The organism is Cellulosimicrobium funkei (assembly GCF_900155925.1).
Taxonomy (GTDB): Bacteria; Actinomycetota; Actinomycetes; order Actinomycetales; family Cellulomonadaceae; genus Cellulosimicrobium; species Cellulosimicrobium funkei.
This window is the reverse complement of record NZ_FTMI01000002.1, coordinates 184,172-205,067: the sequence shown is the minus strand read 5'-3', so window position 1 is coordinate 205,067 and position 20,896 is coordinate 184,172. Positions and strand designations below refer to the sequence as shown.

The window sequence follows — 20,896 nt, the reverse complement described above, 5'->3', positions numbered from 1 at the left end:
CACACCCACCCCGGGCGGCCGCTCCTACGACGCGCGCCGCCCGTCGAGCCGGTCGAGCCAGCCGCGCACGGGCCCGAGCGAGACCAGGCCCGACCCGGCCCCGGCAAGCTCGTCGGGGGTGCGGGCGAGCGCGCGTCGGGCCTGTCCGGCGAGCGCGCGGTCCCCGAGCCGCAGGGCGGTCTCCGCGCGCAGCGCCCACAGCAGCTCGCGCAGGTGGTCGGCGGGCGGCTCGGGCGCCGCGCGCGCGAGCCGCGCCGCGGCGTCGGGGTCGCCCGCGTCGAGCACGAGCAGCGGCTCCGCCCACGGGGCGTACGGGCCGAGGTCGGCGGCCTCGATCCCGGCGAGCGGGCGCCCGTGCCGCACGCGCACGGTGAGGAGCGCGAGCGGGAGCAGCCCGTCGCGCACGCCCGGCATGCGCACGCCGGCGAGCCGGTCGTCGGCGGCGCGGTACGCGCGCGCCGCGGCGTCGGGCGGGGCGGTCTCGGCGTCGCGCATCGCCCGGTACCAGGCGGTGAGCATCGGGACCACGGGCGACTCGTAGCCCGCCGCGACGTCCTCGGCCGCGGCGGCGTGGGCGTCGGCGTCGGCGAACCGGCCCGCGCCCGCCGCCGCCTGCATCCGGACGAGGTGGCCGAGGATCGCGAAGGTCGGGAGGTCGTGGTCCTCCGCCAGGGAGACGAGCTCGGCGCCGGTCCGGTCCCGCTCGGGACCAGCGCCCGGCCGCTGGAAGGACTGGAGGAACCGCGCGTTGAGCGCGAGCGCGAGCGTCGCCGGGTCGCCGAGGTCGCGCGCGATCCCGACGGCGTCCTCCGCCGCGGCCCACGCCCACGCGTCGCGCGTCCCGCGGTGCTCGACGCCGACCACCGCGAGCAGACGCGCGCGCAGCACCGGCGCCGCGTCCGGTCCGAGGCGCCCCAGGGTCCGCCGCGCGACGCCGACGAGCGCGTCCGCGGCCGCCGGGTCGTCGCTCCGGGTCCAGACGGCGGGGACGTCGTACGCGGTGACGGTCCGGGCGGCGAGCACCGGGTCGCCGGTCGCCTCGGCCGCGAGCGCCGCGGCGACGCGCTGCTCCTGCGCGGTCGCGAGGTGGTCGCCCCCGGCGACGGCGAGCGTGCGCGCGACGTCGACCGTGGAGCGCAGGTGCGTGCGCGAGCCGGTGGGGGCGGTGACGGCGAGGCGCGGCCCCGGCGTCGGGCCGTCGAGCGACGCCGCGTGGCCGAGCACGTCGCGCTCGAGCCGGACGAGCTCGGGGCCCGGGTCGAGGCCGAGCTCGTCGGCGAGGCGGCGGCGCGCGCGCCGCAGGACGTCGAGCGCGTCCGTCTGTCGCCCGTCGCGGTACAGCGCGAGCGCGAGCAGCGCCCACGCGTGCTCGCGCCACGGGTGCGCGGCGGCGTGCGCGTCGAGCACGACGACCGCCTCCGCGGCCCGGCCCTCGCCGAGCAGCGCGTCCGCGAGCAGCTCGACGGCGCGCGCGTGCACCTCGACGAGATGCCGGCGCTCGGCCCGGACCCACTCCCGCTCCGGCAGGTCGGCGTACGGCTCGCCGCGCCAGGCGGCGACGGCGTCCGCCAGCGCGCGCGTCGTGCCCGACGCCGCGTCCCCGGCCCCGGGAGACGCGCTCGCCCGGGCGACGGCCGCCTCCAGGCGCGCCGCGTCGAGCGCGTCGTCCGAGAGCCGCAGCGCGTAGCCGCCGTGCGCGGTGACGAGGACGCGCGGGGGCGTGCGCGGCGCGCGCCCGGGCTCCAGGCGCCGCCGCAGGTCGCCGACGAACGTCGCGAGCGCGCCGCGCCGGTCGCCCGTCCCCGCGCCAGGCTCGTCCCACAGGTCGTCGGCGAGGCGGTCGAACGGCACCGGGCGCCCGCGCGCGGCGGCGAGGCGCGCGAGGAGCTCGCGCTGGCGCGGTCCGCCGGGGTCGACGTCCGCGCCGTCGCGCAGCACGCGGACCGGCCCGAGCACCTCGACGCGCAGCTCCACCACCCCGCCATTCTCGCCGCACCGGGGCACTGATCGGACGGCACTGATCGGACGGCACTGATCGGACGCTGATCCGCCGCTCGGAGGATGGCGACGAGCCGGCCGGGCACGACCCGGCACGGCCGAGAACCGCCCCGAGAGAGGACACCCCATGCACATCCCCGGCTTCGAGACCCGCACCGTCGAGGTCGCGCCCGGCGTCGCGCTGCGCGCCGAGACCGCGGGCGAGGGCACGCCCGTCGTGCTCCTGCACGGCTTCCCGCAGACGCGCCACATGTGGCGGCACGTCGCGACCGACCTCGCGCGCGACCACCGTGTCGTCGTGCCCGACCTGCGCGGCTACGGCGAGAGCGCGAAGCCCGCCGCCACGACGCCCGACGTCTACGCCAAGCGCACCATGGGCGCCGACGTCGTCGCGCTCGCCGACGCGCTCGACGTCGACCGGTTCGTCCTCGTCGGCCACGACCGCGGCGCGCTCGTCGCGTTCCGCGCGGCGCTCGACCACCCCGACCGCGTGAGCCACCTCGGCATCCTCGACGTGGTGCCCACGCTCGACACGTGGGCCGTGCTGCACGGCGTGGACGCGGCCGTCGCGTTCCACCTGTACCTCATGGCGCAGCCTCCGGGCCTGCCGGAGACGATGATCCGCAACAGCACCGACGCGTTCTTCGGGTCCTTCCTCGACGCGTGGACGCAGGACCCGGCCGCGATCCCCGCCGACGTGCGCGCGCACTACCTCGCGTCGAGCCGCGACGCGGTCGACTCGATCGTGGCCGACTACCGCGCGACCGCGACGATCGACGTCGAGCACGACCAGGCGTCGCTCGACGCGGGCGACCGGCTCGCGATGCCCGTCGCCGTGGTGCAGCAGGACTGGGGCGCGCAGCTCGGGTACGACGCCGCGGGCGTCTGGCGGCGCTGGGCGCCCGACCTCGAGCACCTCACGACGACGGCCGGCCACTTCCTGGCCGAGGAGGCGCCGGGAGACGTGGCCGCGGTCGTCCGGTCGCTCGCGCGGCGCTGACCGCCCGGCCCGGCGCCTACCGCAGGAGGGACACGACGCGCCGGGCCCGGTCCGGGCTCGGCGCGGTGCCCTCCTCGACGACCCGCCGGGCGAGCTCCCGGAGACGCACGTTGCGGTCGTTCGAGACGCGCTTGAGGAGCCCGAACGCCTGCTCCGTCCCCACCCCGAGCGCGGCGGCGACGACTCCCTTGGCCTGCTCGATCGGCCCGCGGCTGCGGGCGGCGGCCGCGATGTCGCGCTCGGCCTGCCGCTCCGCCCGGTCCCGGACGGCGACCGTGACGTCGACGAAGCTGCCCATGAGCTCGACGAGCCGGCCGGTGTCGCGGTCGCGACGGCCGTGCCCGACGAGCACGAGGACCCGCTCCGCGCCGCGCGCGTCCATGATGCGGTGCAGGCTCGAGAACGGCTCCCCGTCGACGCGGGCCCGCTCCAGCAGGTCGCGGACGCGGTCGCGGTCCTCGGGGTGCTTGTGGGCGAGCACGAGCGACGTCGTCGGCACGACCTCCCCGGGCTCGAAGCCGTGCAGGCGGTACGTCTCCGGCGACCACCACCAGGCGTCGGTCGCGAGGTCGACCCGGAACTGCCCGGGCGTCGTGCCGTCGCCGAGCGAGACAGGGTGCAGCGCTGCAGGGTTCTCCACGGACATGGGTCGTCTCCGTCGTCGTTCAGCGGGGTGGTGAGCCAGGTCCAGACTCGACTCCGGGGACTCTAGCCCGGCGTCGGTTTCCTGCAACCGGTCCGGGGACTGCCCGTGACGGAGTGCGTCGGAGCGTCGGCCCATCGCCGACGAGCGAGTGCGGGGTGCGCTGTCAGACTGACCGTGCGCGAGGTAGGGAGGCACACCGTGGGCGCCGCGCCGGATCTGTTGGAGCTGCTCTCGCGCGCGCTCTCCCGGGCCGACCGCAGCCTGCCCCTGGCCACGCGGTTGTGCCAGGCGTCCGCGACCGTCCTCGGAGCCAGGAGCGCGGCGCTGACGGTCGCGCCGACGGCGGACGACCGGCTCACCGTGTCCACGGCGGACGGCCTCGCGGCCCGGATCGAGGGGCTGGGCGAGGTGATCGGCGAGGGCCCGGTCCAGCGCGCCCTCTCGGAGGACCACATCGTCGTCAGCGGGGCCGACGACGGCCGCGACGAGCACGACTTCCCCGTCTTCTCCCACGCGGTCGAGGCGATCACGGGCCCGGGCGCGTACCACGCCGTGCCGATGCACGCGGGAGGGCGGGTCGTCGGCGTGCTGAGCCTCGTCACCTCCTCCCGGACGCTGGCGCGGGGGCCGGAGGACGTGCAGCTCCTCGCCGACACCATCGGGCTCTCCCTGCTGGGCGACCTGGACTCGTTGGACTGGGCGCCCCGCGCGGAGGTCCACCAGGCGACCGGCATGGTCACCGCCCAGCTCCGCATCCCGCCCGGCGACGCGCTCGCGGTGCTCCGGGCGCACGCCTACGCCCGGTCCACGACGCTCGACGACGTCGCCGAGGAGGTCGTCACGAGGCGGCTCAGCTTCGCCTACGACGAGGAGCACGCCGTCCAGACGCTCCGGACCGACGACGGCTGACCTCAGGCTCTCGACAGCCGCACAGGCCCCGCGCCACCGGTCGCCGTAGGCTCGACGACGTCCCGACCGCCACCCGCCCACCCCGAGGAGCCCCCCGTGCGCGCGACCGTCATCCACGCCCCGTACGACGTCCGCGTGGAGCAGCGCGACGACCCGCGCCTGCTCGCGCCGACCGACGCGATCGTGCGCGTCGAGGCCGCGTGCGTGTGCGGGTCGGACCTGTGGACGTACCGCGGCGTCAACCGGGTCGAGCACCCCGTCGCGATGGGCCACGAGTACGTGGGCACCGTTGAGGAGGTCGGCGCGGACGTCCGGACCGTGCGCCCGGGACAGCTCGTCGTCGGGTCGTTCTTCGCGTCCGACAACACGTGCCCGATCTGCCGGGCCGGGTACCAGACGTCGTGCGTGCACCGGGAGCCCGTGCGCGGCGCCCAGGCCGAGCTGCTGCGCGTCCCGCTCGCGGACGGGACGCTCGTCGCGACGCCGGAACGCCCCGACGACGACCTCCTGCCCGGGCTGCTCACGGCGTCGGACGTGCTGGGGACCGGCTGGTTCGGCGCCCGGGCGGCCGAGGCCGGCCCGGGGAAGACGGTCGTCGTGGTGGGCGACGGCGCCGTCGGGCTGCTCGCGGTCCTCGCCGCCGCGCAGCTCGGCGCCGAGCAGGTGATCGCGATGAGCCGGCACGCGCCGCGCCAGGAGCTCGCGCGCGCGTTCGGCGCGACGGAGGTCGTCGCGGAGCGGGGCGACGAGGGCGTGGAGCGGGTCCGCGAGCTGACCGACGGGCTCGGCGCGCACAGCGTCGTCGAGGCGGTGGGCACGCCGGACTCCATGAGCCAGGCGCTCGGTGCCGTCCGTGCGGGCGGGCACGTCGGGGTCGTCGGGCTGCCGCACGGCGTCGACCTCCCGGCGGTCGACATGTTCTACCGGCACGTGCACTGGTCCGGCGGGCCCGCGCCCGTGCGCCGGTACCTGCCCGAGCTGCTCGACCTCGTGCTGGAACGGCGCATCGACCCCGCGCGCGTGTTCGACCTCGAGCTCTCGCTCGACGACGCGGCCGAGGGCTACGCCGCGATGGACGAGCGGCGCGCGATCAAGGCGCTGCTGCGCCCCTGACGGCGGGCGACCGCGGCTGCTAGGGTGCCCGCGTACCGCATCGCGTGGCGGCCTTCCCAGCTCATCACTTCGCCTGGAGGCAGCCGCATGTCTGCACGTCCCCGTGTCCGGACCTTCCGTCGCGACGACCGCGACCAGCTCACGGACCTCGTCAACTCCCACCTCTCCGTCGTCGTGCCGGGAGCGCGGCTCTCGGTCAACAGCGTGCTCGGGAGCCTGGAGCGCCAGCCCGACGAGCACGTCGTCGACCCGTGGGTCGTCGAGCGCGCGACGTTCGTCGTCGAGTCCCGGCACCGGGTGGTGGGCGCCGCGCACCTGCACCGGTTCACGGCCGGGCCGGAGGCGAGCGACGACTACCGCGACGCCGGCCTCGTGCAGTGGCTCCTCGTCACGCCGCCCGACGACGAGGACCCGGAGCAGTCCACCGAGGCCCGCTCGGCCGCGGACGCGCTGACGGCCGCGTGCCACGCGCAGCTCGCGGCGTGGCAGGTGCGCGTCGCGTACGCGGACGGGCAGCTCCCGTTCGCGGGCGTCTACGGGGTCCCGGAGCAGTGGCCGCACGTCCGCGAGGCCCTGGTGCGCGCGGGCTTTCGTCCCGGAGAGCACGCCGAGACGGTGCTGCTCGCCCCGACCTCGGCGCTCCCCCACGCCCTCCCGGTGCCGGACGACGTCGCCCTGCGGCGCACGCTCGGCCCCGGCGGGGGCGTGCGGTTCACCGCGCACCGCGGCACGGAGACGGCCGCGTACGTCGAGATCGACACGACCCTCGGCCGTGCCGAGCGGCAGGCCGCGACGGGAGGCACCGCCGAGCTGGTGGACCTCTCGCCCGGCCCGGGGTCCGACGACGCCCTGCTGGCCGGGGTGCTGGCCGAGGCCCGGGCGTGGCTCGAGCTCGCCGGGGTGCACCGCGTCCTGGTCGGCACGGACGCGACGGACCACGAGGAGATCGCGCAGCTGCGCGCCTGGGGGTTCCGCGAGCTGACGACCGTGAGCCGCGGCTGGCAGCTGGCGGCGCCGAATGTGGTACGTTAGTACCAGAGTTGCGTCGAGGTAGCTCTGCGGACGAGGGAGCAGTACCCGCACGGACAAGACTGACTCAGAGGGGTTGCTTGTCATGGCTTGGCTCGTCCTGGTCCTCTCGGGCCTGCTCGAGGCGGTGTGGGCCACCGCGCTCGGAGCGTCGGAGAACTTCCGCCGCTGGCGCCCGACCGTCGTCTTCTTCGTCGCCATGTCGCTGAGCATGGTCGGTCTCGCCTGGGCGATGACCACGCTCCCCACCGGGACCGCGTACGCGGTGTGGGTCGGGATCGGCGCGACGCTGACCGTCGTCTGGGGCTTCGTCACGGGCAAGGAGCGCGCCACCGTGGCGCGCGTCGGCCTGCTCGTGCTGCTCGTGGGCTCCGTCATCGGGCTCAAGGCGGTGAGCTGACCGTGCCGTGGATCATCCTGCTCGTCAGCGCCGTCTTCGAGGCCGTCTGGGCGACGGCGCTCGGCAAGTCCGACGGGCTGTCCGTCCTCGGGCCGTCCGTCGTCTTCTTCGTCGCGCTCGCGCTGAGCATGCTCGGCCTCGGCTGGGCGACCAAGCACATCCCGATCGGCACCGCGTACGCGGTGTGGGTCGGGGTCGGCGCGGCGCTCACCGTCACCTACGCCATCCTCACGGGCGACGAGTCCGTGAGCGTGGGCAAGGTGGTCTTCATCGCCGGGATCATCGCGGCGGTGGTGGGCCTCAAGCTCGTGCCGTCGCGCCCGGGGCGGGCGGCCGAGAGGGCTTCCGGCCCGGAGGCCGACGCGTCGGCCGACTCCGCGCGGGCGCCCGCGGGAACGGCCCCGGACCGCCCGTAGCGCGGCGTCGAACCGCTCCGCCGCGCCCCTGAGCACGGGATTCGTCGCTCGGGGGCGCGGTGCGGGAGCATGTGCGCCGGGGCGACGGGGTCATGCAGCGGCCCGGACGCCGCCCTCGAGGCCGCAAGGAGCAGAAGTGAACGGTTCGGCCGACGCCGCCCTCTCGACGTGGGTGCCCTCTCCCGGCGCCGTCGCCGCCGGGGAGTTTCGGTACTACCCGGAGGAGGACCGGTGGTGGTGGTCGGACCCGCTCCTCGAGCTCTTCGGCTACTCCCCCGGTGAGGTCGTCCCCACGACGGAGCTGCTCCTGTGGCACCACCGGGCCACGGGCAAGGACCGTGCGCAGACGCTCACCGCCATCGCGCGCGCCGTGTCCGGCGAGGCGCCGGTGCAGGTGCAGGTCATGCGGGACGCGAGGGGCCGGGAGTGCGCGGTCATCGTGCTCGTCGACGTCGCCTGGACCGACCCGACCGGCGTACCCGTCGCCCGGGGCGTCGTGCTCGACGTGACGAGCGTCGTCGGCGTCGGCGCACGGGCCCAGGCGAACGAGCAGATCGGCCTGTGGGCACAGTCCCGCGCCGCGATCGAGCAGGCCAAGGGCATCATCGCGCTCGCCTACCGCGTCACCCCCGACGCCGCGTTCGCGTCGCTCCGCCGCTCGTCGAGCCTCGCCAACGTCAAGGTGCGCGACATCGCCGAGTCGATCGTCGCCGTCGCGCAGGACCTGCCGGCCGGGGTCGACCCGCGACCGGCGCTCGACCGCGTGCTCGCGGGCGTCCAGGCCGCCTGAGGCGACGCCCGGCCACGACGACGCCCCGGCCCCGCACCGTGTCGGTGCGGGGCCGGGGCTTCCTGTCGAGGACCGGTCGACCGGGGTCGTCGCCGGGCTCAGCGGGCGTCGGGCGACCGGCGGCGGGAGGCCAGGACCAGGCCGGTGCCCGCCAGGACGATGAACGCACCGGCGGCGAGGACGCTCGCGTCCGTCCCCGTCGTCGCGAGGGCGTCCCGCTGGGCGGCCTGCTCGACGTCCGCGACCGGCTGCGTGCCCGTCAGCCCGAGGTTCGTCGGGTCGGTCGTGTCGGCCACCTCGACGACCGTCCCCGTCGAGCCCGCGTAGACACCGTCGGTCGGATCGGCCGGCTGGACCGGGTCGGTCGGGTCGACCGGCTGCACCGGGTCCGTCGGGTCCGTCGGGTCGGTCGGGTCCACCGGGTCGGTGGGGTCGACCGGTGCCTCCGGCTCGTCGGCCAGCGTCACGCCGATCCAGTCCCACGCGGTCGACGGGCGGTCGAGCTCACCGAGCCCGATGAACCAGTGCTGGAACGTCGACGGCGTCCAGAGCCCGGTCTCCGGGTCGACGGAGCCCTCGCCGTGGTTGTTGTGGTCCCAGCCCGTGTAGAAGTGCGGGCTGCCCTGCTGCGTGCCCTGGGCCGAGCCCCACAGCTGGAACTGCGGCAGGTCGGCGACGTTCGTCCCGGCCGGGACGCGGACGAACACCTTCTGGCCCGGCGTCACGCTGTCGACGACCCGACCCTGCGCGTCCACGAGCACGACCCCGGCCGGCATCGCCGAGCCGTCCGCCGTGCGGAGCTCGACGTGCACGTTCCCGGAGCCCCCGGCCAGCGAGGCCGTGAACCCGTAGTCGGTCGACCCGTCGGCGTTGCGCACGAACCCGTTCGAGACGAAGCCGGGCTGCGGCATGACGACGTTGGTCGTGAGCGCCTTCTCGATGAGCCACGCGGCCGTCTGCAGGGTCGCACCGCGGTCGCTGGAGTAGCCGTTGCCCGAGGAGGCGAACTGCTGCTGCGCGAAGTCGCTCACCGTCACGTGGTTCGACGCGTCGACGTCGAAGAACAGGCCCATGACGTCGTGCCCGGTCGAGAAGTACCAAACGGCGAACTGCGTCGCCTCGTAGGCGGTGTAGTCGAGCCTCCGCTGCTCCTGCTCGTCGTACATCGCGCGCACGTCGTCGACCGTGTACCAGCCCTGGTCGACGGAGTACTGGTACCAGCCCAGGAACTCCTCCCAGGGGGTGCCGACGGTCGTCACGCCCGCGCTGTCGAGCAGCGCCCGCGCGTCCGCGGCCCGGGCGGCCGCGTCGTTGCCGCCCTTGTAGCCGTTGACAAGGATCGTCTGCTGGGCCGACGTGTTCTGCCAGTGGATGCCGTCCGGGTCCGGGGCGACCGACTCGTCGCCGGACCACGCGTGGTACCAGTACCCGGCGATGTCGCGGTCGTAGACCATGTGCAGCGCGCCGTCGTCGTCCACGAGCGTGTGGTGGAGGATGTGGAGCTGCGGCTGGCCGTTCCAGCCCGACCAGTCCTTGCCCGAGCCGCCCTCGGCCGGCTCGGTGAAGTACCAGTAGTCGCAGGGGTAGCCGTGGTAGTACCCGTCGTGCCAGTGCGGCTGGTACTCCGCGTCGGGGTACGCGGCCTGCGTCGCGCCGAGCAGGCCGACGCCCAGCGCCGCCTGGAACGTCGCCGTCAGGTCGGACGTCGCGAGCTCCTCGGCCGGCGCCGCCTCGTCCGGCACCACGGCCTCCTCCCGCGCCTCGGCGGCGCCGTCCTCGACGACGGTCTCGGGCGCGGGTGTCACGGCGTCGTCCGTCGCGGGGGCCTGCGAGGGCGCAGCCTCCGTGGCGGGCTCGGCACCCTCCGAAGAGGCCTCGACGGCGGGCTCCTCCGGCGCGGGTGCCGCGTCCGCGGGCGCCTCGGGTGCGGACGCCTCGGGCGCCGGGGCGACGACCGGGTCGGTCGGTGCGGGCGCCTGGGCGGCGGGAGCCTCGGCGGGTGCCGACGCCTCGCTCGCGGCGGGAACCGTCGCCTGGGCCGTCTCGGGGGCCTCGGGAGCCGTCGCCTCGGGCGCGGACGCCTCGCCGTCGTCCGCGAACGCGGCGAGCGGGGCGCCCAGCAGGAGCGCGGCGGAGACGGCGGTCGTGGTGGCGGTGCGAAGAACCTTCATGGTGGAGCTCCTCTTGTCCTCGTGGCGGGTGTTTCCCGATGACTCCACGCTCCGCCCCGGGAGGGGTCCTCCGGCACGCCCGAACGGAGGCGACCGCTACCGCCGAAAGTCGACTCCTCGCGCTCGCGCCGCCGGGCCGGGACGGCGGCCGGTGGCTAGCCTGAGCGGCGTGGGGGTCCAGGTCACGCGGGCCGACGTCCTCGTCGCGGCGTCCAGCGCGGTCGCCGGGGCGCTCCTCGTCGTGCTGCGGGCGTGGTCCGGCCTGGGCTGGGCGTCGTGGGGCGCGGAGACCGCCGCCCAGCTGGTGGCGTCCGGCGTGCTCCTGGCCCGGCGGCGGCACCCGATCGCCGTCCTGGGCGCGTGCGTCGCGCTGTCCTTCGTCTCCCCCGCCGTCGCGACGCTCGCCGCTCTCTACGCCGTGGGGACCGAGGTCCGTTCCGCGCGCACCAGCGGGGCCGCGGTGCTCGGCGTCGTCGTCGCGACCTGGCCGGTCGGGCGCACGACGGCGGAGGGCTCGGGGCCGACGACGCTCTGGGTCGCGACGGTCATGGCCCTCTTCGCTTACCTCGCCGGGCGTGCGGAGCGCGCGCGCGCCGAGGCCGACCGTCGGGCGGCGACAGCCTCCGAGGAGGCCGCCCGGGCCGCCGAGCGGGCCCGGCTCGCGCGCGAGCTGCACGACGTCGTCTCGCACCGCGTGAGCTACGCCGTCGTCGAGGCCGAGGTGCTCGCGACCACCACGCACGACGACGAGGTCCGCCGGGTCGCGGACGAGATCGGGGCGAGCGGCCGCGCCGCCCTGGCGGAGATGCGGCAGGTGCTCGGCGCGCTCACCGCAGCGGGTCCCGCCACCGCCGCCGCACCCCGGGCGCCGGACGGCGGCGAGGTCGACACCCTCGTCGCCGAGGCCCGCTCGGCCGGCCAGCCGGTCGAGACGCAGGTCGAGGTAGGGCCGTCGTCGCCGCCCGACCTCGTCGACCGGACCGTCGTGCGCGTCGTCGGCGAAGGGCTGACGAACGCCGTCCGGCACGCGCCCGGCGCGCGCACGGTCGTGTCGGTGACCCCCGTGCCCGACGGCGTCGCGGTCGCCGTGGACAACGACCCTCCGGACCGTCCCCCGACCGGGCTGACGACCGGTGGCTACGGGCTCGCGGGCCTGCGCGAGCGCGTCGGCCTCCTGGGCGGCACGCTGGAGGCCGGGCCCACGCCCGCGGGCGGCTACCGCCTCCGCGCCACGCTCCCCAGGAGGACGACATGATCCGCGTGGTCGTCGTCGACGACGAAGCGCTCCTGCGCACCGGGATCGTGCGGCTCGTGGAGACCGCGCCGGACCTCGAGGTGGTCGGCGAGGGGGCCGACGGCGCCCGCGCCGTCGAGCTCGCCCGCGAGCTCGACCCGGACGCCCTGCTCCTCGACATGCAGATGCCCGTCATGGACGGGCTCGACGCGCTCGTCGCGATCCACCGGGAGCGGCCACGCACCGCGGTCGTGGTCCTGACGAGCTTCCTCGCGGACGAGTACGTCCTCCCCGCGCTGCGAGCCGGTGCCGCGGGCTACCTGCTCAAGGACTCGACGCCGGAGGAGCTCCACCACGGCATCCGCGCCGCGGTCGCCGGCGACTCGATCCTGTCCCCCGCGGTCGCCCGGCACCTGCTCGCGGCCGCAGGAGGCGACGGGACCGCGCGCCGCGCCGACGCGCGACGCCGTCTCGCGCGCCTGGCGCCGCAGGAGCAGGAGGTCGTCGCCGCGCTCGCGGGCGGGCTGTCCAACGCCGAGATCGGGCGCCGCCTGTTCCTCGCGGAGTCGACGGTCAAGGCGTACCTCGCGCACGCGATGACCAAGCTCGGCACGACGAACCGCACCCAGACCGCGATCCTCGCCCACGAGGCAGGCCTCGCCGCGGAGTGACGTCCGGGGCTGCGGTCACACCCGAGGCCGCCGGGGTGCGGGCCTCCGCGAGCAGCGGCACCATCGCTGACGTGGGACGTCGTGCGCGCATCACCCGGTCCGGGGCCGCGCTCGGGCTGCTGCTCGGGCTCGCGCTCGGCACGACGGCGGGCTGCACGGCGAGCCGGCAGGAGCCCGGCCAGGCGACCGCCGCCGTCGCCGACGCGGTCGCGCAGGCCGGGTCGGCGGTCGAGACGACGCGGCTCACCGTGCGGCTGCTCGACGCCGACCGCGTGACGACGCCCGTCGCGGACGCCGCCGTGCTCGACCAGGTCCGGGTGCTCGAGGAGTCCACGACCGCCCTGACCACTCTGGTACCGCCGGACGACGTCTCGTCCGCGCAGCGCGACGCGGGCCTCGCGGCCGTCGCCGACGCGACGGCCGAGGTCGTCACCGCGCGCGCGTGGGTCGCGCGGGAGGCGGGCGGCGACCTGTCGGCAGCCGGGGCGGTGCCGCTCACTGCGTCCGAGCTCCAGGCCGACCTCGCGCGCGCGGCCGACGACCTCGACACGGTGCTCGCCCTGGCGGGTGGCGCGTGAAGCAGCTCCTCGGTGTCGCGCTCGGCATCCTCACGGCGATCGGCGGGTTCGTCGACATCGGCGACCTCGTCACGAACGCCGTCGTGGGGTCGCGGTTCGGCCTGTCGCTCGTGTGGGTCGTGGTCGTGGGCGTCGTCGGGATCTGCCTGTTCGCGTCGATGTCGGGCCGCGTCGCGGCGGTGAGCGGGCGCGCGACGTTCGAGATCATCCGCGAGCGCCTCGGCCCACGGGCGGCGGGCGCGAACCTGGCGGCGTCGTTCGCGATCAACCTCCTCACGCTCACCGCGGAGATCGGCGGCATCGCGCTCGCGCTGCACCTCGCGAGCAGCGTCGAGCCGCGCCTGTGGATGCCGGTCGCGGCGCTCGCCGTCTGGCTCGTGCTGTGGCGCGTGAAGTTCCAGGTGATGGAGAACGTCGCGGGCCTGCTCGGGCTGCTGCTCGTGGGGTTCGGGGTCGCGCTGTTCCTGCTGGGACCGGACTGGGGCGAGCTGCTGCGCCAGGCGGTGCCGCCGTCGCCCCCGGAGACGGAGCACGTCGCGACCTACTGGTACTACGCCGTCGCGCTCTTCGGCGCCGCGATGACGCCGTACGAGGTGTTCTTCTTCTCCTCGGGCGCCGTCGAGGAGGGCTGGACGGCGAAGGACCTCGCGCAGAACCGCGTCAACGTGCTCGTCGGGTTCCCGCTCGGCGGGCTCCTGTCGGTGGCGATCGCGGCGTGCGCGGCCGTCGTGCTGCTGCCCGCGGGCATCGAGGTGTCGTCGCTGTCGCAGATCGTGCTGCCCGTCGCCGAGGCCGGGGGGACGCTGCTGCTCGCCGTGGTGATCGTGGGGATCGTCGCGGCGACGTTCGGCGCCGCGCTCGAGACGGCCCTGTCGAGCGGGTACACGCTCGCGCAGTACCTCGGCTGGTCGTGGGGGAAGTTCCGCCGCCCGGCGCGCGCCGCGCGCTTCCACCTGACGATGGTCGTCGCGCTGCTGCTCGCCGTGGCGATCCTCATGACGAGCGTCGACCCGGTGGCGGTCACCGAGATGTCCGTCGTGTTCTCCGCGGTCGCGCTGCCCCTCACGTACGTGCCGATCCTCCTCGTGGCCAACGACCCGGAGTACATGGGCGAGCACGTCAACGGGCGCGTAACCAACGCGCTCGGCATGGTCTACCTGGTGATCGTCGTCGTCGCGGCCGTGGCGGCGATCCCCCTGATGATCGCGACGGGAGCAGGGTCATGAGCCGGGACGCCACCCCTTCGACGGGGGTGCGCGTCGTGGACGCGCGCCTGCACCTGCTGAGCCGTCAGGTGCTCGACGTCGACGGCGAGCCGGTCACGACCGTCGACGACCTGGAGCTCGTCGCCTCCCCCGCCGCGGACGACGGCCCGCGGGACGCGGTGCCCGGCGAGCCGGCGGAGGTCGGCGCGGTGCTCACCGGGCCGGTGCTCGTGACGCGCCTCCTCGGCGGCCGCCCGCCCGCGTCGCGCTGGGAGCGCGTGCCGTGGTCCGACGTCGGGCACGTGGGCACGGCGCTCGAGCTCACCGTCCGCGCGGACTCGCTCGACCTGCACTGGACCGAGGACTGGCTGCGCGAGCACGTGGTCGGCCGCATCCCGGGCGGCCGGCACGACCCCGAGGAGGAGTCGTGATCCTCGGCGACCTGCTCGACGCGCGCGTCCTCGGGCCCGGCGGGGAGGACCTCGGGTTCCTCGTCGACGTGCGCCTCGCCCTCGACACGCTGCCCGACGACGGCCCGCCCGCGGGCGGGACCGACCCCGACGACGCGCACCCCGAGGACCGCGCGCTGGCCGAGACGGTGCGACGGCGCAGCCGCGTCGGGCGCGCGCGGGTCGTCGGGATCCTCGTGAGCCCGCGGACCGGGACGTCGCTCCTCGGGTACGAGCGCACGGGCGTCACGGCGCCGTGGCCGGTGCCGCAGCTCGTGCGGCGCCGGCACCGCGGCACGTTCCTCGTGCCGTGGGACGACGTCGCCGCCGCCGGGCAGGGCGAGGTCCGGCTCGCGCGCGGATACCGGCGCCAGGACGCCGCCCTCCCCTGACGACGCCGCGCGTTGCGAGCGACGCGCGGCCCCGTGACGCTGGACGGGACGGTGGAGCCAGCCGCCGCCGGCCGTCCCGGGCGGCACGACCGCCCGGCGCCACGGGAGGACCCCATGAAGGCGCTGTTCGTCAGCTGCACGCTCAAGAGCTCTCCGGAGCCGTCCAACACCGAGGCGCTCGGGCGCGTGGTCGCCGAGGCGCTCCAGGACCGCGGGGTCGAGGTCGAGCACGTCCGCCTCGTCGACCTCGCCGTGCCGCCCGGCGTCGTCACCGACGTCGGGGAGGGCGACGAGTGGCCGCGCGTGCACGAGCGGCTGGTCGCGTCGGAGATCCTCGTGGTCCTCACGCCCACGTGGCTCGGGCGCCCGTCGTCGCTCGCCCAGCGCATGCTCGAGCGCATGGACGCGATGATCTCCGAGGAGGGGCCCGACGGGATCCCCGTCGCGTACAACCGGGTCGCGGGGGTCGTGGTCACGGGCAACGAGGACGGCGCGCACCACGTCATCTCGGAGGTGAGCGGGGCCCTCGCGGACATCGGCTACACGATCCCGGGACAGGCGTGGACCTACTGGAACCAGGGCCCGGGGCCCGGGCCGGACTACGTCCAGACCGGCCACGGCCACGAGTGGGCGCGCGAGACGGGGCGCCTCATGGCGCACAACCTGCACGCCGTCGCGTCGGCGCTCGCGGCGCACCCCGTCCCCGCTCCCGGCTCCTGACCGACGACGGCTACGCCTCCGCGATCCGCTTGATCGCCGCGAGCCGACGGTCCCACGCCGCGCCGATGGCCTCGAGGGCGCGCGCGGTCTCGCCGAGCCGCGTCCCGACGGCCCGGTGCCGGACCTCGCGCCCGACGCGCACCGACTCGACGAGCCCGACCTCCGCGAGCACGGCGAGGTGCTTCGCGATGGCCTGCCGGCTCACGGGGAGCCGCTCGGCGAGCGCGGACGCCGAGAGGTCCGCGCTGCCGAGCTCCTGGAGGATCCGCCACCGGGTGTCGTCCGCGAGCGCGGAGAACACGGGGGCGAGCTCCGTCGCCGCTGCGCTCACGCGTGCCCGCCCTCGGCCGCGAGAGCGCCCTCGAGGAGCTCGACGAGCTCGTCGAGCTCGCTCGTCCACCCCTGCCGGCGGCTCTCGAGCAGCTCGTCGGGGTCGGCGGTGCGCTCGAACCCGGTCTCGACGACGCGCAGGACGGTCGTCGGGCCCTGGGGCTCGAGCGTGAAGCGCGCGACGGTCGACGTCGCCTCGTCCAGGGGCTGCCCCACCGGGGTCCCCCACCGGAAGGCGAACGTCGTCGTGGGGTCGTACTCCTCGATCCGCACCTGGACGTCGGGGACGTCGGGCCAGCTGAACACGCCCTCGCCGCCGACGCGCAGGTCGGGCAGGGAGGTGCGCTGCCCGAACCAGCGGCTGATGAGGTCCTCCTGGGTGAGCGCCGCCCAGACGCGGGCGGCCGGGGCGTCGATCGTCACGGTGCGGGAGACGATGTACGACGCCGGGTCGACGACGGCCGGCTCGTTGGTGGTGGTCATGGTGCGTCCTCTCCGTGGGGAAGGTCTCGCTGTGCAACTCCACAGTTGCACAGCGCCCGATCGAGCGCAACCCCCGGGTTGCACCGGGCCCGCGACGCGTCACCCGCCCCCGAGCGCGATCCCCGCGACGGCGGCCACGAGGCACACGAGCAGCATCCCCAGCGCGTGCACGAGCGCGGCCGCGCCGCGGCCCGCGAGCAGGAGCCGCGCCCCCTCGACCGACGCCGTCGAGAACGTGGAGTACCCGCCGAGGAACCCGACGCCGAGCACCGCCACGACGTCCCCCCGGCCCGGGTGCGTCGCCCCCCACCCCGTGAGCAGCCCCAGCAGGAAGCACGCCGTCACGTTGACCACGAGCGTGCCGAGCGGCGTCGACCAGCGGTTGTGCCGCGCGACCACCGTGTCGAGGAGGAACCGGGACGGCGCGCCGAGACCGCCCGCGACGGCGACGAGCAGCAGGTCGGGTGCCCCCGTCACCGCGCGCCACCGCCGCGGGCGACGCGCCGCCGTCGGGCCGCGGCCGCGAGCGCGATGCCGCCCACCGCCGCCGCGACCCCCAGCGCGACGCTCCCCAGCGCGTAGGCCGCGCCGAGGGCGGCGTGCCCGCCGCTCGCGAGGCGCTCGACCTCGACGACGAACGTCGAGTACGTCGTGAAGCCCCCGAGCACGCCGGTGCCGCACCCGAGCCGGACGGCCCGGCGCCGGCCCGAGTCGGGGCCCGCGCGCAGCAGCGTCTCGAGCAGCGCGCCGAGCACGAACGAGCCGACGAGGTTGATCCAGAACGTCGTCCAGGGCCACACGCCCGGCCGGGGCGCGAACGCCTGCTCGAGCAGTGCGCGCGCCGTCGTGCCGACCGCTCCCCCGGCCGCGACGAGGCCCGCGAGCGCGAGCAGCGGGGTCCGGCGCGTCACCTCTCCCACGGGGTGCGGATCTCCTTCCAGTCCACGACGGCGAGCGGGACCGTGAGCACGGGGCGGTGCTGGTGGTGGGCCAGGTGCACCGCGACCGACCCCTCGACGAGCTCGCGCACGTGCGCGAGCGAGCCCGGCGCGCGCGACCCGACGACGATCACCGCCGCGTCGACGGCGCGCGCGAGGTGGGTCAGCGCGCGGTCGGGCCGCCCCGCGAGGTAGCGCAGCTCCCACGGCACGCGTGCGCCCGCGAGCTCCGCACCCACCTCGGCGCGCAGGCGCTCGGCGGTGCCCTGCCACGCGTCGTCGGCGGAGTCCGGGTCGAGGGACGCGTGCGTCACGGACCCGTCCGGGTGCTCCTCGACCACGGCGCGCGACGCGTCGGCGTACGCCGCGACGAGCCGGGACCCGGCGGCGTCCGCCCAGGCCGCCGCCGTGCGGACGACGAGCGGGTCACCGCCCGGGACGACGCCCACCACCACGGCGTGCCCCGCGAACGGGACCATCCGGTCGAGCGCGGGCTGGGGCACCGGCCCCGCGTGCGGCCGTGCTCTCATGCGGCCTCCTCCCGCGGGCAGCGTCCTGCCCGCCGACGTGCGACGAGTCAGGAACCATCAGCCCTGGCGGCGGTTCGGGCGGCTGCGCCCCGGCGGGATCCATCACCGCTCCCCAGCGTAGCCAGCGCCGGGACCGTCCGCTCAGCCGGCCTTGGGCTTCGCGAACTTCTTCTCGTCGAACGACTTCGCCAGCTCGTGGTCGGTGACGACGAACCCGACCGCCTGCGCGACCGGGAGCACCTGGTCGCGCTCCAGGCCGTCGTCGATCCCGAGCCGGTACATGATCACGACGGTGCCCGTGCTCAGCATGACCGACGGCGCGTCCCCGTCGTCGAGGATCGCGTACGAGCCCTGGAACCCGGGCTGCGGGACGGCCGCGGCCAGGGTCGGGTGGGCCGGGCCGGTGGTGTCGGCCAGGGGGTCGCCCTCCGGCGCGTCGTTGAACGCCGCGGCGGCGCGCTCGGCCTCCTCCTTCGAGCCGACGTCCAGCACGACGACGTCGAGCGCGACGGTCGGGCCGTCGTCGGACACGACGCGCGCCTCGAACCCCGCCTGGCACGAGCCCGCGAGGGCCTGGATCGCGGGGATCGCGGGGACGTCGTCGCACGCGAAGTCCCGCCGCGCCACGAGGGCGATGCGGTCGTCGTTGACGAGGTAGTCGTTGTCGGAGAAGTACGCCCACGACATCGGCGCGAGCTCGGGGCCCTTCTCCGGGTCCATCTCCGCGCCCGCGCGGTACTCCTGCGCGAGCCACGGCTCGTCGTCGGTGACGTCGGTGTCCGCGGGGTCCTCGGTCTCCTCCGGCTCCGGCTCCGTCGGCGCGTCCGACGTCGCGGGCGCCTGCTCGGCCGTGGTCGGCCCGGGGTCGGGCGCGGAGTCGTCGCGCAGCCCGAGCCACACGCCGAGGGCGCCGGCGACGAGCCCGAACGCGCCCAGGCCGGCGAGCACCGGCACGAGCCACGGGCGACGGCCGCGGCCCGGCGGCGTCGCGTACGGGGAGAAGCCGTACGGGTCCGACGGCGGCGCGGTCGCCGTCGGGACGACCGTCGCGTCGTCGGGCGCGCCGTAGCCCGGGCCCGACGGCGCCCCGTACGGCGCGGACGGGCTGCCGTACGGAGCCGTGGGGTGGGTGCCGTGCGGCGGGGCGCCGTAGGGCGCGCCGGGCGCGCCCGCGTACGCCCCGGGCGGCGGCGGTGCGGTGTGGCCGGACGACGTCGCGGCGGGCGGCCACGTCGCGCCGGTCTCCGCGGGGGGCCAGGTCGCGCCCGTGTCCGCCGGCGGGATCGTCGCGTGCGGGTCCGGGCCGCGGTACCCCTGGGGCGCGGGCGGCGCCCCGCGCTGCCCGTACGGGTCCGTGCCGTACGGGACCTGGGCGTGGGGCTGCCCCGGTCCGGGCGGGGGCGGCGGGGGCGGCGTCCCGCCCGGGGTCGCGGCGCCGTCGTCCCCGTACCGCCGCGGCGGCCGCATGACGGTCTGGTCGTCGACCGGCTCGTACGGCTCGGTGGGGTCGGACATCGGGCGGGTCCTCTCGTCGTGGGCGGCTGGTGCAGGGTATCCCGGGAGCCGCGCCGCGCCGGTGGTCCGCCGAGCGGCGTCTCAGTCGAGCGGGTCGCGCGCGACGGGGCACGTCATGCAGTGCCCGCCGCCCCGGCCGCGCCCGAGCTCCGCCCCGACGATCGTCACGACCTCGACGCCCGCGCGCCGCAGCGCCGCGTTGGTCAGGGTGTTGCGGTCGTAGGTGACGACGACGCCCGGCTCGATGGCGACGGCGTTGTTCCCCGAGTCCCACTGCTGCCGCTCGGACGCGTACGCGTCGCCCGCCGTCTCCACGACGCGCAGCGCGGGCAGGTCCAGCGCGCGCGCCACCACGTCGACGAAGGGAGTGTCGCCCTCGTCGGTGATCTCGACCCCCGGCGCGCGGTCCGACGGCCGCAGCGTGAAGGTGTGGATGCCGTCGACGATCGCCGGGTGCACCGTGACGAGGTCGCGGTCCGCGAACGTGAACACGGTGTCGAGGTGCATCGCCGCGCGCAGCCGCGGCATGCCCGCGACGACGACCTGCTCCGCCGCGCCCGCGTCGAACAGCGCCTTCGCGAGCTGCGAGATCGCCTGGCGCGACGTGCGCTCGCTCATCCCGACGAGCACCGCGCCGTTGCCCACCGGCATGACGTCGCCGCCCTCCAGCGTGGCCTGGCCCCAGTCCTGCTCCGGGTCGCCCCACCACACCGTCGACTCCCGGTACTCGGGGTGGAACGCGTAGACCGCCTTCATGAGGAGCGTCTCCTCCTGGCGCGCCGGCCAGTACAGCGGGTTGAGCGTCAGGCCGCCGTAGACCCAGCACGTGGTGTCGCGCGTGTACAGGGTGTTCGGCAGCGGCGGGAGCAGGTACTCGAACCCGCCCGTCGACTCGCGCGCGAGGTCCACGTAGCCGGTGCGGTAGTCGTCGGGCAGGTCGGTCGTCGCCAGGCCGCCCACGAGGAACCGCGCGAGCTCGCGCTCGCTCAGCGAGTCGAGGTAGGCCCGCGTGCCCTCGACGAGCCCCAGGCCCACCTGGTTCGGCACGACCTTGCGGTCGAGCACCCACGCCCGCGCCTCGGGGATCGCGAGCGTCTGCGCGAGGAGGTCGTGCAGCTCGACGACCTCGACGCCCCGGTTCGTCAGCTTGTTGACGAAGTCGAGGTGGTCGCGCTGGGCGGCCTCCACCCACATGACGTCGTCGAAGAGGAGGTCGTCGGAGTTCGTCGGGGTCAGCCGCTCGTGCGCCAGCCCCGGTGCGCAGACGAGGACCTTGCGCAGGCGCCCCACCTCCGAGTGGACGCCGTGCTGCGCGGGCGGGACGGTGGACGGGACGGCGGACGCGACGCTCATGGGTGCTCCCTCTCGGTGGTGCGGTC

General features: G+C 76.2%; 24 protein-coding genes and 2 riboswitches. Of the genes, 14 read left to right on the top strand and 10 right to left on the bottom strand.

What is annotated here, in order from left to right:
• Positions 1-24 precede the first annotated feature (24 nt).
• Entirely contained in the window at positions 25-1,977 is a 1,953-nt protein-coding gene (locus tag BXA05_RS05175) for an AfsR/SARP family transcriptional regulator (RefSeq protein ID WP_244550388.1), read from the bottom strand.
• A gap of 148 nt (positions 1,978-2,125) precedes the next feature.
• On the opposite strand from BXA05_RS05175, the gene BXA05_RS05170 reads away from it, so the two are divergent.
• Positions 2,126-2,998 (top strand): alpha/beta fold hydrolase, encoded by an 873-nt coding sequence (locus BXA05_RS05170; protein ID WP_076404213.1) that lies wholly within the window; start codon positions 2,126-2,128, stop codon positions 2,996-2,998.
• A 16-nt stretch (positions 2,999-3,014) separates the two neighbouring features.
• On the opposite strand, the gene BXA05_RS05165 is transcribed toward BXA05_RS05170, so the two are convergent.
• Positions 3,015-3,638 carry a PAS and ANTAR domain-containing protein gene (locus BXA05_RS05165; protein WP_170963137.1) on the bottom strand — a complete coding sequence of 208 codons (624 nt, stop codon included), beginning with the start codon at positions 3,636-3,638 and terminating at the stop codon, positions 3,015-3,017.
• Positions 3,639-3,842: 204 nt separating this feature from the next.
• Between BXA05_RS05165 and BXA05_RS05160 the strand changes: the two genes are divergently transcribed.
• From BXA05_RS05160 to BXA05_RS05135, 6 genes are all read left to right on the top strand, one after another.
• A complete protein-coding gene (locus BXA05_RS05160; protein ID WP_076404212.1) occupies positions 3,843-4,553 on the top strand; it encodes a GAF and ANTAR domain-containing protein in 711 nt (236 codons plus the stop codon).
• 96 nt (positions 4,554-4,649) lie between these two features.
• Positions 4,650-5,666 (top strand): zinc-binding dehydrogenase, encoded by a 1,017-nt coding sequence (locus BXA05_RS05155; RefSeq protein WP_076404211.1) that lies wholly within the window; start codon positions 4,650-4,652, stop codon positions 5,664-5,666.
• Positions 5,667-5,753: 87 nt separating this feature from the next.
• On the top strand, positions 5,754-6,698 hold the full coding sequence (locus BXA05_RS05150) for a hypothetical protein (protein ID WP_076404210.1): 945 nt from the start codon (positions 5,754-5,756) through the stop codon (positions 6,696-6,698).
• Between the two features lie 2 nt (positions 6,699-6,700).
• Positions 6,701-6,767: riboswitch (guanidine-III (ykkC-III) riboswitch) on the top strand.
• Between the two features lie 13 nt (positions 6,768-6,780).
• Positions 6,781-7,095 (top strand): DMT family transporter, encoded by a 315-nt coding sequence (locus tag BXA05_RS05145; protein WP_021482216.1) that lies wholly within the window; start codon positions 6,781-6,783, stop codon positions 7,093-7,095.
• A gap of 2 nt (positions 7,096-7,097) precedes the next feature.
• On the top strand, positions 7,098-7,511 hold the full coding sequence (locus BXA05_RS05140) for a DMT family transporter (RefSeq protein WP_076404209.1): 414 nt from the start codon (positions 7,098-7,100) through the stop codon (positions 7,509-7,511).
• A 136-nt stretch (positions 7,512-7,647) separates the two neighbouring features.
• Positions 7,648-8,301 (top strand): ANTAR domain-containing protein, encoded by a 654-nt coding sequence (locus tag BXA05_RS05135; protein WP_061268144.1) that lies wholly within the window; start codon positions 7,648-7,650, stop codon positions 8,299-8,301.
• 98 nt (positions 8,302-8,399) lie between these two features.
• On the opposite strand, the gene BXA05_RS19600 is transcribed toward BXA05_RS05135, so the two are convergent.
• Positions 8,400-10,472 (bottom strand): Cys-Gln thioester bond-forming surface protein, encoded by a 2,073-nt coding sequence (locus BXA05_RS19600; RefSeq protein WP_076404208.1) that lies wholly within the window; start codon positions 10,470-10,472, stop codon positions 8,400-8,402.
• A 169-nt stretch (positions 10,473-10,641) separates the two neighbouring features.
• Here BXA05_RS19600 and BXA05_RS05125 point away from each other — a divergent pair, with 169 nt between their 5' ends.
• The 7 genes from BXA05_RS05125 to BXA05_RS05095 all read left to right on the top strand — a co-directional run bounded on the left by BXA05_RS05125 (position 10,642) and on the right by BXA05_RS05095 (position 15,721).
• Complete coding sequence (locus tag BXA05_RS05125; protein ID WP_076404207.1) at positions 10,642-11,727, top strand: sensor histidine kinase; 1,086 nt, start codon at positions 10,642-10,644, stop codon at positions 11,725-11,727.
• Entirely contained in the window at positions 11,724-12,377 is a 654-nt protein-coding gene (locus tag BXA05_RS05120; RefSeq protein ID WP_061268141.1) for a response regulator, read from the top strand. The genes BXA05_RS05125 and BXA05_RS05120 overlap by 4 nt, the downstream gene beginning before the upstream one ends.
• Before the next feature lie 71 nt (positions 12,378-12,448).
• Positions 12,449-12,955, top strand: a complete 507-nt coding sequence (locus BXA05_RS05115; RefSeq protein ID WP_143311050.1) for a hypothetical protein — start codon at positions 12,449-12,451, stop codon at positions 12,953-12,955.
• The gene (locus BXA05_RS05110) at positions 12,952-14,181 is read left to right on the top strand and encodes an NRAMP family divalent metal transporter (protein WP_076404205.1); all 1,230 of its coding nucleotides are present in this window, start codon (positions 12,952-12,954) and stop codon (positions 14,179-14,181) included. Before BXA05_RS05115 ends, BXA05_RS05110 begins: the two co-directional genes overlap by 4 nt.
• On the top strand, positions 14,178-14,591 hold the full coding sequence (locus tag BXA05_RS05105; protein WP_076404204.1) for a hypothetical protein: 414 nt from the start codon (positions 14,178-14,180) through the stop codon (positions 14,589-14,591). Before BXA05_RS05110 ends, BXA05_RS05105 begins: the two co-directional genes overlap by 4 nt.
• On the top strand, positions 14,588-15,001 hold the full coding sequence (locus BXA05_RS05100; protein WP_061268137.1) for a hypothetical protein: 414 nt from the start codon (positions 14,588-14,590) through the stop codon (positions 14,999-15,001). Before BXA05_RS05105 ends, BXA05_RS05100 begins: the two co-directional genes overlap by 4 nt.
• 114 nt (positions 15,002-15,115) lie before the next feature.
• Entirely contained in the window at positions 15,116-15,721 is a 606-nt protein-coding gene (locus BXA05_RS05095) for a flavodoxin family protein (protein ID WP_034652636.1), read from the top strand.
• 10 nt (positions 15,722-15,731) lie between these two features.
• Here BXA05_RS05095 and BXA05_RS05090 read toward each other — a convergent pair whose 3' ends face one another.
• From BXA05_RS05090 to BXA05_RS05060, 7 genes are all read right to left on the bottom strand, one after another.
• Positions 15,732-16,052 (bottom strand): ArsR/SmtB family transcription factor, encoded by a 321-nt coding sequence (locus BXA05_RS05090; RefSeq protein WP_034652607.1) that lies wholly within the window; start codon positions 16,050-16,052, stop codon positions 15,732-15,734.
• The gene (locus BXA05_RS05085; RefSeq protein WP_076404203.1) at positions 16,049-16,534 is read right to left on the bottom strand and encodes an SRPBCC domain-containing protein; all 486 of its coding nucleotides are present in this window, start codon (positions 16,532-16,534) and stop codon (positions 16,049-16,051) included. Before BXA05_RS05085 ends, BXA05_RS05090 begins: the two co-directional genes overlap by 4 nt.
• 99 nt (positions 16,535-16,633) lie before the next feature.
• Positions 16,634-17,011 carry a fluoride efflux transporter FluC gene (locus tag BXA05_RS05080; RefSeq protein WP_244550387.1) on the bottom strand — a complete coding sequence of 126 codons (378 nt, stop codon included), beginning with the start codon at positions 17,009-17,011 and terminating at the stop codon, positions 16,634-16,636.
• The gene (locus tag BXA05_RS05075) at positions 17,008-17,454 is read right to left on the bottom strand and encodes a FluC/FEX family fluoride channel (RefSeq protein ID WP_076404202.1); all 447 of its coding nucleotides are present in this window, start codon (positions 17,452-17,454) and stop codon (positions 17,008-17,010) included. The genes BXA05_RS05080 and BXA05_RS05075 overlap by 4 nt, the downstream gene beginning before the upstream one ends.
• Positions 17,442-18,002: a universal stress protein gene (locus BXA05_RS05070; RefSeq protein WP_076404201.1), complete on the bottom strand. Its 561-nt coding sequence runs from the start codon at positions 18,000-18,002 to the stop codon at positions 17,442-17,444. Before BXA05_RS05070 ends, BXA05_RS05075 begins: the two co-directional genes overlap by 13 nt.
• A 41-nt stretch (positions 18,003-18,043) precedes the next feature.
• A riboswitch (Fluoride riboswitch) is annotated at positions 18,044-18,118 on the bottom strand.
• A gap of 25 nt (positions 18,119-18,143) precedes the next feature.
• Positions 18,144-19,517 carry a chromosomal replication initiator protein DnaA gene (locus tag BXA05_RS05065; protein WP_076404200.1) on the bottom strand — a complete coding sequence of 458 codons (1,374 nt, stop codon included), beginning with the start codon at positions 19,515-19,517 and terminating at the stop codon, positions 18,144-18,146.
• 81 nt (positions 19,518-19,598) lie between these two features.
• On the bottom strand, positions 19,599-20,870 hold the full coding sequence (locus BXA05_RS05060) for an arginine deiminase (protein ID WP_076404199.1): 1,272 nt from the start codon (positions 20,868-20,870) through the stop codon (positions 19,599-19,601).
• Between the last annotated feature and the right edge of the window lie 26 nt (positions 20,871-20,896).